Source organism: Pseudomonas bijieensis (assembly GCF_013347965.1).
Lineage (GTDB): Bacteria > Pseudomonadota > Gammaproteobacteria > Pseudomonadales > Pseudomonadaceae > Aquipseudomonas > Aquipseudomonas bijieensis.
Genome location: NZ_CP048810.1, coordinates 5,341,064 through 5,355,654 on the forward strand (window position 1 = coordinate 5,341,064; position 14,591 = coordinate 5,355,654).

Annotated in this window: 12 protein-coding genes; 7 read left to right on the forward strand and 5 right to left on the reverse strand. The window is 61.1% G+C overall.

Annotation, left to right across the window (positions count from 1 at the left end):
- Positions 1 to 21 precede the first annotated feature (21 nt).
- From GN234_RS23575 to GN234_RS23585, 3 genes are all read left to right on the forward strand, one after another.
- A complete protein-coding gene (locus tag GN234_RS23575; RefSeq protein WP_109754862.1) occupies positions 22 to 1,389 on the forward strand; it encodes a DUF1329 domain-containing protein in 1,368 nt (455 codons plus the stop codon).
- Between the two features lie 226 nt (positions 1,390 to 1,615).
- Complete coding sequence (locus GN234_RS23580; RefSeq protein WP_176689155.1) at positions 1,616 to 4,171, forward strand: helix-turn-helix transcriptional regulator; 2,556 nt, start codon at positions 1,616 to 1,618, stop codon at positions 4,169 to 4,171.
- A 123-nt stretch (positions 4,172 to 4,294) separates the two neighbouring features.
- Positions 4,295 to 4,996 carry a hypothetical protein gene (locus GN234_RS23585; protein ID WP_176689156.1) on the forward strand — a complete coding sequence of 234 codons (702 nt, stop codon included), beginning with the start codon at positions 4,295 to 4,297 and terminating at the stop codon, positions 4,994 to 4,996.
- Here the strand turns inward: GN234_RS23585 and GN234_RS23590 are convergent.
- Positions 4,961 to 5,782: an IclR family transcriptional regulator gene (locus GN234_RS23590; RefSeq protein ID WP_176689157.1), complete on the reverse strand. Its 822-nt coding sequence runs from the start codon at positions 5,780 to 5,782 to the stop codon at positions 4,961 to 4,963. The genes GN234_RS23585 and GN234_RS23590 overlap by 36 nt on opposite strands.
- Positions 5,783 to 5,934: 152 nt before the next feature.
- On the opposite strand from GN234_RS23590, the gene hmgA reads away from it, so the two are divergent.
- Genes hmgA through maiA form a run of 3 tightly spaced genes read left to right on the forward strand, consistent with a single transcriptional unit; the run spans position 5,935 to position 9,193 of the window.
- Positions 5,935 to 7,239 carry a homogentisate 1,2-dioxygenase gene (hmgA, locus tag GN234_RS23595; RefSeq protein WP_176689158.1) on the forward strand — a complete coding sequence of 435 codons (1,305 nt, stop codon included), beginning with the start codon at positions 5,935 to 5,937 and terminating at the stop codon, positions 7,237 to 7,239.
- A gap of 3 nt (positions 7,240 to 7,242) precedes the next feature.
- Positions 7,243 to 8,547: a fumarylacetoacetase gene (fahA, locus tag GN234_RS23600; protein ID WP_163856774.1), complete on the forward strand. Its 1,305-nt coding sequence runs from the start codon at positions 7,243 to 7,245 to the stop codon at positions 8,545 to 8,547.
- A 10-nt stretch (positions 8,548 to 8,557) separates the two neighbouring features.
- Complete coding sequence (maiA, locus tag GN234_RS23605; protein WP_176689159.1) at positions 8,558 to 9,193, forward strand: maleylacetoacetate isomerase; 636 nt, start codon at positions 8,558 to 8,560, stop codon at positions 9,191 to 9,193.
- 204 nt (positions 9,194 to 9,397) lie between these two features.
- Here the strand turns inward: maiA and GN234_RS23610 are convergent, their stop codons facing one another.
- Positions 9,398 to 10,201, reverse strand: coding sequence for a SirB1 family protein (locus GN234_RS23610; RefSeq protein WP_109754855.1), 804 nt, complete (start codon positions 10,199 to 10,201; stop codon positions 9,398 to 9,400).
- 186 nt (positions 10,202 to 10,387) lie between these two features.
- Between GN234_RS23610 and GN234_RS23615 the strand changes: the two genes are divergently transcribed.
- The gene (locus GN234_RS23615) at positions 10,388 to 11,407 is read left to right on the forward strand and encodes a Glu/Leu/Phe/Val dehydrogenase family protein (RefSeq protein WP_109754854.1); all 1,020 of its coding nucleotides are present in this window, start codon (positions 10,388 to 10,390) and stop codon (positions 11,405 to 11,407) included.
- Between the two features lie 137 nt (positions 11,408 to 11,544).
- Here GN234_RS23615 and glyA read toward each other — a convergent pair whose 3' ends face one another.
- The 3 genes from glyA to GN234_RS23630 form a co-directional block, all read right to left on the reverse strand.
- Complete coding sequence (glyA, locus tag GN234_RS23620; protein WP_116833415.1) at positions 11,545 to 12,783, reverse strand: serine hydroxymethyltransferase; 1,239 nt, start codon at positions 12,781 to 12,783, stop codon at positions 11,545 to 11,547.
- A gap of 11 nt (positions 12,784 to 12,794) precedes the next feature.
- Positions 12,795 to 14,048, reverse strand: coding sequence for a threonine synthase (gene thrC, locus GN234_RS23625; protein WP_176689160.1), 1,254 nt, complete (start codon positions 14,046 to 14,048; stop codon positions 12,795 to 12,797).
- A 94-nt stretch (positions 14,049 to 14,142) separates the two neighbouring features.
- Positions 14,143 to 14,574, reverse strand: a complete 432-nt coding sequence (locus tag GN234_RS23630; RefSeq protein ID WP_109754851.1) for a Rid family detoxifying hydrolase — start codon at positions 14,572 to 14,574, stop codon at positions 14,143 to 14,145.
- Between the last annotated feature and the right edge of the window lie 17 nt (positions 14,575 to 14,591).

Below are 14,591 nucleotides of genomic sequence, written 5' to 3' on the forward strand. Positions count from 1 at the left end.
CTGGCTGACAAGGAAAACCCAATGCGCAAGATGATCCTGCAATGCGGTGCCCTGGCCTTGAGCCTGCTGGCCGCGAACGTGATGGCGGCGGTCTCGCCGGATGAAGCGAACAAACTGGGCACCAGCCTGACGCCGTTGGGCGCGGAAAAAGCCGGCAATGCCGATGGCTCGATCCCGGCCTGGACTGGCGGTATTCCGAAAAATGCCGGAGCCGTGGACAGCAAGGGCTTTTTGGCCGACCCATTTGCCAATGAAAAACCGCTGTTCACCATCACCGCCGCGACTGTGGACAAGTACAAGGACAAGCTGTCCGAAGGCCAGGTCGCGATGTTCAAGCGTTACCCGGAAACCTACAAGATCCCGGTCTACCCGACTCATCGCAGCGTCGGCTTGCCACCGGAAATCTATGAGTCGGCCAAGCGCAGCGCCCTTAACGTGAACGCCATCAACGATGGTAATGGCCTGGCCAATTTCACCGGCAACCGCTACTACGCCTTCCCGATTCCCAAGAATGGTGTGGAAGTGTTGTGGAACCACGTCACCCGCTATCACGGCGGTAACCTGCGGCGCATCATCACCCAGGCCACGCCGCAGACCAATGGCAGCTTCACACCGATCCGCTTTGAAGAAGAAATTGCCGTGCCGTTCCTGATCAAGGACGCCGACCCGGAAAAGGCCAGCAACGTATTGACCTATTTCAAGCAGGAGGTGACTGCTCCGGCACGCCTGGCCGGCAACGTGCTGTTGGTGCATGAAACCCTCGACCAAGTGAAGGAACCACGCCTGGCCTGGATCTACAACGCCGGCCAACGCCGGGTGCGTCGCGCCCCGCAAGTGGCTTACGACGGCCCGGGTACCGCCGCCGATGGTCTGCGTACTTCCGACAACTTTGACCTGTTTTCCGGCGCGCCGGACCGTTACGACTGGAAGCTGATCGGCAAGAAGGAAATGTACATCCCGTACAACAGCTACAAGCTCGATTCGCCAAGCCTCAAGTACGACGACGTGATCAAGGCCGGCCACATCAACCAGGACCTGACCCGCTATGAATTGCACCGGGTCTGGGAAGTGGTCGGCACGGTCAAGCCGAGTGAGCGGCACATCTATGCCAAGCGCCACATGTACTTCGACGAGGACAGCTGGCAGGCGGCGCTGGTGGATCACTACGACGGTCGCGGCCAACTGTGGCGTGTTGCCGAAGGTCATGCCCAGTTCTACTACGACCATCAGAACCCGGGCTACACCCTGGAGGCGCTCTACGACATCATCGCTGGTCGCTACATCGCGCTGGGGATGAAGAACGAAGAGAAACACAGCTACGAGTATGGCTTCGAAGCCAGGGCCGCCGACTACACGCCGGCAGCGCTGCGTTCGACCGGGGTTCGCTAAGGTCTGGCAGCCAACTGTGGCGAGGGGATTTATCTGTGGGACAAGCCTTGCTCCCACAGTAAATCCTCTCTTCATCAGGTTGTGCCTGACTTGATGATCATGATCGACCGGCAGCGCTCCTGCCGGTCGTTTTTTTATGGGCGCCAATCAGCGCGCTGAATACTTCTCCAAAGCTTGGCGACACAGGACTAGGGTGGTGAGATAACAATAAACAGGATCTTCCCACATGACCGCCATGACCCCGTGTCCGGACCGTCCAGGATTGCTGCCTCGCCTGTCCTCGACGCATGTGCCGCGGCGGTCCCTGAGCGAGCCGCTGCTGACTTCCGAAGCGCGGGTAAAACTGCTCTGCGCGCCGGCGGGCAGTGGCAAGAGTGCATTGTTCGCCGAATGCTTCCTGCAGGCTCCCCCCGGTTGTCGCTTGCATTGGTTGCCCCTGTGGGGCGCGGCGTTGAGCGCGGTGCAAATGTGCGAGCACTTGGCGCAGACCCTCGGCTTGCCGAGGCTGGATGAAGCGGGGCTACTGGCCCACCTGGCGCGTTTGCAAACCCCCACGTGGTTGTTCCTGGATGATTACTGCCGGGTGCCGAATCCAGAACTGGACCAGTTGCTTGACCGTCTGTTGAATAACAGCAGTCCGGCGTTGCATCTGTGGTTGAATGGCCGCCGTCGGCCCCACTGCAACTGGCCGCGGCTGTTACTCGATGACGAGCTGCACGAGTTCGATGCGCAGGCGTTGTTCTTCACCCCTGACGATGTCCTGCCATTGCTTCGTCACCTGCCCGGTCCTCAGGCTGCCCGCACTGCCCGTGAGGTGATCCAGCGCAGTGGCGGCTGGTGTGCCGGGGTACGCATCACCCTGCTCGAGCGTTGCGAATGGGCACGCAGTCATGCAACGCCAGGGCGGCCCGGGACCTTGCTCGACTACCTGGAGTACGAACTGTTCAGCACGCTGACCCCGGACCTGGCGCAGGCCTGGCGTGTGCTGGCGCGTTTGCCGCGCTTCAATGCCCGGCTGTGCGAGCATCTGTTCGGCGACACCGTGGGCGCTGAGTGCCTGCCGTTGTTGCTGGACCTGGGGTGTTTCATCGAGCCGTGGGAGCAGACATCGGACTGGTTGCAGATATTCCCGGCCCTGGCTCGGCTGGTCCGTGAAGAGCCCTGGTCGCAAGGGCGTTCCTGGCATCGCCGGGCCTGCCAATGGTTTGCTGCCGAGCAGGACTGGCAAATGGCGTTCGAGCAAGCCCTGTTGGCCGGAGAGTTCGAGACGGCCGTGAGTTTCTTGCAGCATCTGAGCTTCGAACACGTCTTGCAGCGCCGCAACGTCGTGCTGTTGTTGGGCTTGCATGATCAACAAGGCGAAGCGCTGACCCTTGGTACGCCGCAATCGGTGGGGTTGGTCACCGCTGCGCTGCTGTTCGCCGGCCGTTTCGACCAGGCCTCGGCATGTATTGAACAACTGGCCAGGTTCATGCCCCAGCCTTCAGCCTGTCGGCAGCGACAGGTGCTGGCAAGGTGGCAGGTCTTGCAGGGCTGGTTGCTGCACCTCTCGGGCGATGGCGAGCGGGCGCGTGAGCACTTCCTCCAAGCCCAGGGCAGCCTGGACCCCGATGCCTGGGCCCAACGGGTGCTGTGCCTCGGTGGGCTGACGCAACAGGCGCTGCTTGCCGGCGAACTGGCCTCTGCACAATTGATCAACCGACAGGCATTGTGCCTGGCGCGTGCGCAAGGCTCGCTGGTATTTGAAGGGTTGCTGGAACTGGACCACGCCCAAATCCTGGAGCAACGGGGGGCACCGCACCGGGCCGATCATCTGCTGGCCGCCGTTCAGGCGCTGCTGGATAAACCGGGCCAGGATTTTTCTGCGTTGTTGGGGCGTATTGCCCTGCGGCGTGGGCGCCTGGCCTTGCGCATGGGCTTTGAGGAACGGGCCGCCGAACAGTTTCAAGCGGGCCTGGAAACGGGCCTGCACAGCCAGGACAAACAGGTGCTCTACGGCTTTCTCGGCAAGGCTACCCTGGCCGCCAACCAAGGCGACTATGGCGAAGCCTTCATGCAACTGCGCGATGCCGAGCGGATCATGCAGCAGCGGCACATCCCCGACACCGTTTACCGTGGCGTGTTGTTGCAAACCAGTTGCCAGTTCTGGTTGCAACAGGGACGGGCGCAATTGGCCCATGAAGCCTTGACCCGCGTCTTGCGCCATTTTCGCGGACCGCGGGCCAAACACGCGCCTCCCGCGACCCTGGAGTTGATTGCGCGACTTGAATACCTGCTGGTGCTGGCCGAGGTCTACTTGCAGCGGGCACATGATCCGCAAACTCGACTCAGGGCAATGATCGCCCAGGCACAGGACAGTGAAATGCACAGCCTGGAAACCGAGCTGCATCTGGTGCTGACGGAGGTTGTCTGGTTGTCCGGTGATCGTGCCCAGGCCCGGACGATGCTGCAGGAGGGGTTTGAACGAGTCACCTGCTGGCGGGCCGAGCAAGCTTTGTGTGAGTTGCGCTTGCGCCAGCCCGAGTTCTTGCGTTGGGCACAAATGACGGAGCAAGTCGAGGAGACGACCGTGCTGGCGGTCGAAGAACCGTTACTCAGTCACCGTGAACTGGAAGTGCTGGAGTTGATTGCACAGGGCTATTCCAACCAGCAAATTGCCGAACGGTTGTTCATATCGTTGCATACCGTAAAAACTCATTCGCGGCGGATACATAGCAAGTTGGGGGTGCAGCGGCGTACTCAAGCGGTAGCAAAAGCCAAGGTCATGGGCATGATGGCTTAGTTTCAATCGAGTTCTTTACGCACTCTTACATTTTGCCTTTTTACAATAAGGGGGGAGGCTGAGGTATAACTGAATTGATCGGCCGAACAGGAAGTTCGTGCCCCTGACATGACAAGGATGTTTATGAATACTCAGTTATTTTCTTCTTATTCCGAAAAACTTCGCGCCCTGAAGAACACTCGCGTGGATTTTGCGGTAAAGGTGCTGTTGGGCGATCGTCTGGATGGCTTGGGCGTCAACCCGTTGAACACCTATCTGAATACATTGGCAGATTTTCCCAACACCGAAGTTGGATCTTCCGAAACCCTGTTCGATGAGGCGCTGGCCTGCGTTGTGGAGCAGCGATTGCCCAATTACACACAAGCCGTCAGTAATGTGTTCAGCAAGCGTTATTCCTTTGCCACGGAAGACCGGGTCAAGGCCCTGGATTTAATCGCTTTTGAAAAAATTGTCGTGGATATCGTTACAAGCCTGGCAGAAAAACCTGCAATGGATTTATCCAAGCGCTCCATCCGGCCGTTGGATGCCATGGATGTTCATGCGGCCTTGAAAGCTCATTTGCCCGGCGTCGACCTGGATAAAGTCTACGTCACCAGTTTTGTGCCCCATGACTCCGGTAAACGGATGGTGTCGTCTTCTGAACTACTGGTTGAATACCTACTGGACCATTTCCACCATAATGATATTCCCTACCACTCCAAGGGCGATCATCAGGGTATTTATATGGTTGCCTTCAGTGGCGAAGAGCGTGATAGCCATCCGCGGCTGGTCCCCGCTCATCTCAATGAACTACTGATCAGGATTGTCCCGGATTTCCTGGGCTGATCCCGGACCTGCTTCATACCCCATCCGCCAACTCACGGCCCGGGTCGCCGCCAACAGGCGTTGCGCCGCCGGGCCGTTTTCGTCGGCGTGGAACAGCGAGGTCGGACCGACGATGGTCATCACCGCCTTCACCTCGCCAACGGCATTGAATACCGGAGCAGACAAGGCATCCACGCCCGGCATCAGCAAGCCATGCACATGGTGCAGGCCGCGATTGCGAATCTGCTCGCACAGGGCGGCGTAGGCGCGGTCGTCGGCGAGGGAGTGATGCTCGCTGCCTTGTACTTCCTGTTCGCGCAAACCGATGGTCTCGCGCTCCGGCAGATAAGCGCTGAACACCAGCCCCGTGGACGAACTGAGCAGCGGCAATACCGAGCCCAGTTGCGTCACCACGGTCACGGCCCGCACGGCGGGTTCGATACGCACCACGGTCGCGCCATGGTTGCCCCATACCGCCAGGAAACAGGTTTCGTTCAAGTCGTCGCGCAACTCGGACAAGGGCAGGGCGGCCACTTGCAGCACGTCCATGCCGTTGAGCGCCGCCAGGCCCACGCGCAGGGCCTCGCGGCCCAGGCCATAGTGGTTGGTGGCGGCGTTCTGCTCGGCAAACCCGCTGGCGATCAAGGCCTGCAGGTATCGATGCACCTTGCTCGCCGGCATTTGCACGTGTTCGGCCAGCCGCGATAGCGATGTGGAGGGGGACAGTTCCGCCAGCGCCTTGAGGATGTCGGTGCCGACTTCGGCCGAGCGGACTTTCTGTTTACCGTTGCTGAGCGGGGTTTCCATGGTGGCGCAGGGTCCAGAGGCGAATGGGCGTCTTTATAGCTTGACGGTCGCTGTCGAGCAAATTACGTTATGCGTAATTGAATTACGATAAAAATAAACCCGGTGCGCCTCAACCACTCCGTTGAGTGACGGGCCGCATTCCTGGAGGCTCCATGAACCTCGATTCCCCAGTGTCGGACCTGGTCTACCAATCAGGCTTCGGTAACGAATTTGCCAGCGAAGCATTGCCCGGTGCATTGCCGGTGGGCCAGAACTCACCGCAGAAAGCTCCGTACGGTCTCTATACCGAATTGTTCTCCGGCACCGCGTTCACCATGGCCCGCAGCGAAGCGCGGCGTACCTGGATTTATCGTATCCGGCCGTCGGCCAATCACCCGGCCTTCACCAAGCTCGAACGGCAATTGGCGGGCGGACCATTGGGCGAAGTCACGCCCAATCGCCTGCGTTGGAACCCGCTGGAGATTCCCGCCGAGCCCACCGATTTCATCGACGGGCTGGTGTGCATGGCGGCCAACGCCGCTGCGGACAAACCGGCCGGCATCAGCCTTTATCACTACCGGGCCAACCGCTCCATGGAGCGGGTGTTTTTCAACGCCGACGGTGAATGGCTGATCGTGCCGCAACTGGGACGGCTGCGGATCGCCACCGAACTGGGTGTGCTGGAGCTGGCACCGCTGGAAATCGCCGTGCTGCCCCGGGGCCTGAAGTTTCGCGTCGAACTGCTCGATCCGCAGGCCCGTGGTTACCTCGCCGAGAACCACGGCGCGCCGTTGCGCTTGCCGGACCTCGGCCCCATCGGCAGCAACGGCCTGGCGAACCCACGGGATTTCCTGACGCCGGTCGCCCATTACGAGAATCTCGCGCAACCGACCCCGCTGGTGCAGAAATTCCTCGGTGAGTTGTGGGGTTGCGAGTTGGATCATTCGCCCCTCGACGTGGTGGCCTGGCACGGCAACAACGTGCCGTACAAGTATGATCTGCGCCGCTTCAACACCATTGGCACGGTCAGCTTCGATCACCCGGACCCGTCGATTTTCACTGTGTTGACCTCGCCCACCAGTGTCCATGGCCTGGCCAACCTCGATTTCGTGATCTTCCCGCCACGCTGGATGGTGGCGGAAAACACCTTCCGTCCGCCGTGGTTCCACCGCAACCTGATGAACGAATTCATGGGCCTGATCCAGGGTGCCTACGATGCCAAGGCGGAAGGTTTCCTGCCGGGTGGCACGTCCTTGCACAGTTGCATGAGTGCCCATGGCCCGGACGGCGAAACCTGCACCAAGGCGATCAACGCTGAACTTCAGCCGGCGAAAATCGACAACACCATGGCATTCATGTTCGAGACCAGCCAGGTGTTGCGCCCGAGCCGTTTCGCCCTGGACTGCCCGCAACTGCAAACCGACTACGATGCTTGTTGGGCCTCGCTGCCTGTCACGTTCGACCCGACCCGGAGATAACCCATGACTCAACCTTCCCCTGACCGTAGCTGGGTCACCTCCGCCAACGGCCATGCCGACTTCCCGCTGCAAAACCTGCCGCTGGGCATTTTCAGCACCGACGGCGGCGCCCCTTGTAGCGGCGTGGCCATTGGCGAGTTCATCTTCGATTTGCAGGCCGCTTTGCAGGCGGGCCTGTTTGACGGCGCGGCGCGCGAAGCCATCGAGGCCATGAAGGGCGGCCAGTTGAACGGGTTCTTCGATCTGGGCCGCGGCGCTCGGGTGGCGTTGCGTGAGCGCTTGCTGGAGTTGCTGCGCGAAGACAGCTCGCTGCGGGGCAAGATCGAAGCCCTGGGTGCGAAGCTGCTGATCCGCGCCGCCGACTGCCAGATGCACCTGCCGGCCAGGATCAACGACTACACCGACTTCTATGTCGGTATCGAACACGCGCAAAATGTCGGCAAGCTGTTTCGTCCCGACAATCCCTTGCTGCCCAACTACAAGTACGTGCCCATCGGTTATCACGGCCGCGCCTCGACCATTCGCCCCTCCGGCACCGACGTGCGCCGCCCCAAGGGCCAAACCCTGCCCGCCGGCCAGACCGAGCCGGCTTTCGGCCCGTGTGCGCGGCTGGACTATGAGCTGGAGCTGGGGATCTGGATCGGCAAGGGCAATGCCTTGGGCGAACCTATCGCCATCGGCGATGCCGCCGAGCACATTGGCGGGTTCTGCCTGCTCAACGACTGGTCGGCCCGGGATATCCAGGCTTGGGAATACCAGCCCCTGGGGCCATTTCTGTCGAAGAGTTTCCTGACCAGTATTTCGCCGTGGGTGGTGACCGCTGAGGCCCTGGAACCGTTCCGCCGCCCACAACCGGCGCGCCCGGAAGGCGATCCACAGCCACTGCCGTATCTGCTGGACAAGCGTGACCAGGCCGGTGGCGCCTTCGACATCGAACTGGAAGTGCTGCTGCTGACCGAGGCCATGGTCGAGCAGAATCTGCCGGCCCAGCGCCTGACCCTGAGCAACACCCAGTACATGTACTGGACCGTGGCGCAAATGGTCGCGCACCACAGCGTCAACGGTTGCCAGTTGCAGGCCGGTGATCTGTTTGGCTCGGGCACCTTGTCGGGGCCTGAAAACCATCAATTCGGTAGCCTGCTGGAAATCACCGAGGGTGGCAAAAAACCGATCGAACTGGCCTCTGGCGAAGTGCGCCGCTTCCTCGAGGACGGTGACGAAATCATCCTGCGGGCCCGTTGCCGCCGCGAGGGTTTCGCTTCCATCGGCTTCGGCGAGTGCCGGGGCAAGATCCTGTCGGCGCGTTGAGGGCCAGGGCATGGAACTCTATACCTACTACCGTTCCACCTCGTCCTACCGGGTGCGCATTGCGCTGGCGCTCAAGGGCCTGGATTACCAGGCCTTGCCAGTCAACCTGATCGCCGCGCCGGGGGGCGAGCATCGCCAGCCGGCCTACCTGGCGATCAACCCCCAGGGCCGGGTGCCGGCGCTGCGTACCGATGAAGGCGCGTTGCTGGTGCAATCGCCCGCCATCATCGAATATCTGGAGGAGCGTTATCCACAGGTGCCGCTGCTCAGCGCCGACCTGGCGGTTCGGGCCCATGAGCGCGGTGTGGCGGCGCTGATCGGTTGCGATATTCACCCCCTGCACAACGTCAGCGTGCTCAACAGATTGCGCCAGTGGGGCCACGATGAAACCCAGGTGACGGAATGGATCGGGCACTGGATCAGCCAGGGGCTGGCGGCGGTGGAGCAGTTGATTGGCGATGACGGCTATTGTTTCGATGCAGAGCCGGGGTTGGCGGACGTGTTCCTGATTCCGCAGTTGTACGCGGCCGAGCGTTTCAATGTGTCCTTGCAGGCGTATCCGCGGATCCGTCGCGTGGCGGCGTTGGCGGCTGCGCATAGGGCGTTCCAACAGGCGCATCCGGCGAATCAACCCGATACACCTTGATCCTTCCTGTGGGAGCGAGCCTACTCGTGATAGCGGTGGGTCAGCCCCAATGATGTTGGCGCTGCTTGCCTCATCGCGAGCAGGCTCGCTCCCACATGTGGTCTGCGGTGAACATCGAGCCTGAGTTCGATGCGATCAACTGTGTGCGAGCTTGCTCGCGATAGCGATTCAACCAGCAACCTGAATCTGCACGCCTGCAACCGCTCAATGCACAACCGAATTCGGTGGCAAATGCCCCAGCCGCTCCGTCAGCCGGATCCGCTGGATCGGGTCGTCGCTGAGCATCAGCGCATGTTCCAGGTCGAAGCGTTCGGCATTCGGACAGTCGAGCCGCTGATACAGGCTGGCGCGTGCCAGGTAGTCGGCGGCGCTGGCGTTGCCCAGTTCCAGCACCCGTTCGGCGTCGATCAGGGCCGCGATGTAGTCGTCGTTGGCCAGATGCAGTTGGCGCAGGTTGCGCGACAGGCGCTGGAGCATCTGTATCGGCTCGGCGTTGAGCAGATGCTCGGCCTTGAGCGGCATGTTCGCGCCGTATTGGCGCTGTAGCAGTTCCCGGCAGTCATTGGGGTATAGCCGGCGGCCACCGCATGGATCGAGCAGATGATCGGCCCCGGGTACTTTCAGCAGGAAATGGCCGGGGAAATTGACACCGACCATCGGAATTTCCAGGCCTCGGGCCAACTCCAGGGCAATCAAGCTCAGCGCCAGGGGTTGCCCGCGCTTGCGGGTGAGCACTTGGTTCAGCAGCGCCGCACGTGGGCGCAGCGGCGTGAAATCGTCCTGAGCGAACCCCAGGTCATTGAGTCGTCGCAACAAAGGTTGACCCAGCTCGCTGACCGGCAACATCGGCAGGCCATGGCTGACCTGTTGTTGCAGCTCCTTGAAATCCTTCAGCAAGGCCGGTACGTCCACATCGCTATCATGTTCGGCAGCGATCCACAGCGCCGCTTCGAACAGCGCCGGTGGCGAACGGTGCAAACAGTCAAAAAAGGCTTGGCGCGGTTTCATCAAACTCTCCGGGCTATGCCTCGTTTTAGCCCTGCCTTGGATTTTCGTCCAGTCTCGGACAGACGCGGTTACAGGTTATGCCGAAAAAGACTGGCAATCCCGGCGGCTTATTCCGGCGTGCTCCAGCAAATTTCGGCCGCACGCCTATACTGGCGAAACAAACAAAAGTGATTCGGGAGCCTTACGATGTTTGCTCTCATGCAAAGCTCCCGCCTTGAATCGCTGCACCTAAGCGTAGACCCGACGACCGGGTTGAAGGCGGTGATTGCCATTCATTGCAGCCGTCCCGGGCCCGCCCTGGGGGGCTGTCGTTATCTTGCCTACCCCGACGACGAAAGTGCCGTGGCTGACGCCGTGCGCCTGGCCCAAGGCATGAGCTATAAGGCGGCGCTGGCTGGCTTGCCTGTGGGCGGCGGGGTCGCGGTAATCATGCGTCCAGCCCATGTCGAGAGTCGGGCGGCGCTCTTCGAAGCCTTCGGTCGTTGTATCGAGCAATTGGACGGGCGCTACATCACCGCCATCGACAGCGGTACGTCGGTGGCCGACATGGATTGCATCGCCCAGCAGACTCGCCATGTCACCAGCACCACCGCCTCGGGAGACCCTGCGCCCCACGCGGCAATGGGCGTATTTGCCGGCATCCGTGCCACCGCCATGGCCCGCCTGGGCAGCGATAATCTCGAAAGCCTGCGGGTGGCGATCCAGGGCTTGGGCAATGTCGGTTATGCCCTGGCCGAACAGCTGCACGCGGCGGGCGCCGAACTGCTGGTCAGCGACATCGACCCAGGCAAGGTGCAATTGGCGATGGAGCAACTGGGCGCTCATCCGATCGCCAACGATGCGTTGCTCAGTACCCCTTGCGACATCCTTGCCCCTTGCGGCCTGGGCGGCGTGCTCAACAGCCACAGCGTGGCGCAACTGCGTTGCTCGGCCGTTGCCGGCTCGGCCCACAATCAGTTGAGCAACCTGCAAGTGGCCGACCAGTTGGAAAGACGTGGAATCCTCTATGCACCGGACTATGTGATTAACTCCGGCGGGCTGATCTACGTCGCGTTGAAGCATCGTGGCGAAGAACTGTCGACGATCACCGCGCATTTGTCGAAGATCGGCGCCCGGCTCACGGAAGTCTTCGCTCACGCCCAGGCGGAGAAGCGCTCACCGGCCCGGGTGGCCGATGAGCTGGCGGAGCGTTTGTTGTACCGCTGAAAATCAAAAGGAAGTAATGGGTAGCAGTGAAGCAGCCTATCTGTGGGAGCAAGGCTTGCCCGCGATGCAGGCGTCGCGACTGTTCAGGCTAACCGAGTCATCGTTCATCGCGAGTAAGCTTTGCTCCCACAGCTGAATCACCTCAACAGATACACCGGAAAGCATTCGCACAAATGCATCACCCGGCGCCGGGTGTTATCCAGGCGCGCGGCGTTGTCCGGTTGTTCCAGCAGGTCGGCGATCAAGTTCGCCACTTCGGCGCATTCCGCTTCGCCAAAGCCGCGCGTGGTCAATGCCGGCGTGCCGATGCGAATGCCGCTGGTGATCGCCGGTTTCTGCGGATCATTGGGGATCGCGTTTTTGTTCAGGGTGATGTGGGCACTTTCCAGCAGGGCCTCGGCGTCTTTGCCAGTGATGTTCATCGAGCGCAGATCGAGCAGGAACATGTGGCAGTCGGTACCACCGGACACTACCCGCAAGCCGCGTCGGGTCAGGACATCGGCCATGACGCGGGCGTTGTCGATCACCCGCTGCTGGTAATGTTTGAACCCGTCGCCCAAGGCTTCGTTGAACGCCACGGCTTTGGCGGCGATGACGTGCATCAGCGGGCCGCCCTGGTACACCGGGAAAATCGTCTTGTCGAGCAGGGCGGCATATTGCGCCTTGGCCAGGATCAAGCCACCGCGCGGGCCGCGCAAGGTCTTGTGGGTGGTGGAGGTGATGAAGTCGGCGATGCCAACCGGCGACGGGTAGACACCGGCGGCGATCAACCCGGCGTAGTGCGCCATGTCCACCATCAGGTAGGCGCCGATTTCATCGCAGATCTTGCGAAAGCGCTGGAAGTCGATGGTCCGCGAATAGGCCGAGGCTCCGGCGATGATCATCTTGGGCCGGTGTTCCCTGGCCAGGGCTTCCATCTCTTCGTAGTCGAGGGTTTCGGTTTCCGTGTCCAGGCCATAGGAAAAGGCCCGGTACATCTTGCCGGAAAAATTCACCGAGGCGCCGTGGGTCAGGTGGCCGCCGTGGGCCAGGGACATGCCCAGGATCGTATCGCCGGGTTCGAGTACCGCCAGGAACACCGCCTGGTTGGCCTGGGAGCCCGAATGCGGTTGCACGTTGACGTATTCGCAGTTGAACAGTTTGCGAGCACGTTCGATGGCCAGGTTCTCGACCTCATCGACGACCTTGCAGCCGCCGTAGTAGCGCCTGCCCGGATAACCTTCGGCATATTTGTTGGTCAGTACCGAGCCCTGGGCCTGGAGCACTTCTTCGCTGACATAGTTTTCCGAAGCGATCAGCTCCAGGTGGGTTTCCTGGCGATTGCGCTCGCGGTCGATCAGGCGGGCAATGGCGGGGTCGAAATTTTGCAGGCTCATGGTGTGATTCCTTAGATAAGCGCTTCGGCCGGTGGCGCAGTCACGTGATGCGGCAACGCTCGTGGATGGCTTTTGGTCGAGCTGGACAGAAAAATGGAGGTGTCTTTCAAACCGCTACCGGTAATCAGGATCACGGCGGTTTGCGCCGTGTCGGGGTGTGTTTCTGCATACTTGAGCAGGCCGGCGAAGGCGCTGGCGGCGCCGGCTTCTGGAAACACGCCGGTGCTGGCGGCCAATCGGGAGGCGGCGGCGACAATGCTCGGGTCGCTGACGCAGATGAACTCACCGCCACTGGCGGTAACCGCGCGCATGGCCTTGAGGCGATCACGTGGCAGCGCCACATTGATGCTGCTGGCCAGGCTGGTGGGCGGCAGGCGTTCGGTCTTCTGCATCGAGCGGTCGTTGCGCCAGGCGCGGTACATGAAGTTGCTGTGCTCGGCCTGCACGCCGATCAGGCGTGGAATGCGTTCGATCCAGCCCAATTGCAGCAAGTCGAAAAAGCCCTTGTAGACCGAACCCAGGATGCAGCCGTTGCCGACGGGTACGAACACCAGATCCGGTACCTGCCAGTTGAGTTGTTCGCACATTTCGAAGGCGACGGTTTTCTTGCCTTCGCTCATGTACGAGTTGATCCCGGTGGTGCGGTTGTACCAGCCGTGGTCTTCGCAGGCGTAGAGGCATTGTTCGAAGGCTTCGTCATATTGCCCATCCACCAGCACGATCTCGGCGCCGTAGCCCTGCATCTGCGCAAGCTTTTCGCGGGGCGCGCTCCTGGGCAGGTAAATGACGTTGTGCAAACCCAGGCTGGCGCTCATCCCGGCCAATGCCGAAGCGGCATTGCCGGTGCTGGCCACCGCCACGGTACGCGCACCGGATTGCATGGCGTGGGCCACCGCCAGGGCGCTGGCGCGATCCTTCAACGACCCGGTCGGTTGCCGCGATTCGTCTTTCACGAAGACTTTGATCCGGGCACCTTTACCGAGCAATTCCGGGCGCGAGTACAGCGGCGTGTTGCCCACCAGTAACGGTGGAATGAATTGCGTCGAGCTCAACGGCATCAAGCGGTCATAGCGCCACATGCCACGGGCGTGGTCATGGGCCAGGCTGTCCCGGGACCATTCGCGCTTGAGTGTCGGGTAATCGTAAAGCGCGTCCAGGGCGCCATCGACTTTGCAATGAGGGCAGTAGTAGCTGACCTCATGGGGCTGGTAGCTTCGATCGCAAACCAGGCACTGCAATACATACTCTCTGTACGAATTTTTCATGGTCACCCTCTGAAAGTACGCTGTGCTGGTGCTTTCCTTGCCAACGTCGGTCCAGCTCACCGGACCGACGGGCACTCCGCTGACAGAAGGTGTTTCAAATCACCATGATGGCGTCGATGGCAACCAGGGTATTGCGTGCCAGCGCACTGGCGCCGGCGGTGGTGCGGGCCGGATACGGCTTGGTGAAGTACTCTTCCATGACGCGATTGAGGGTCGGGAACTCGCTCAGGTCAGTGATGAATGCCGTGACCTTGACCACGTTCGCCAGGGTGCCACCTGCCGCTTCGGCCATTTGCACCAGGTTGTCGAGGGTCTGGCGCAGTTGGCCTTCGAAATCCTTGGCCAGCACTTCGTTGTTCAGCGCCGAGACCGGGGTTTGTGCCGACAGGTAGATGGTCTGCCCGTGATTGACCTTGATGCCTTGGGAATAAGTGCCCAGCGGCAGTGGCGCCTTGTCGGTGAAGATCACGTTTTCTTCGCCCAGGAAAGGTTTGGCGGCGGGCTGGATTTGAGCGGTGGTTTGCATGGTGACGTTCCTTGTTA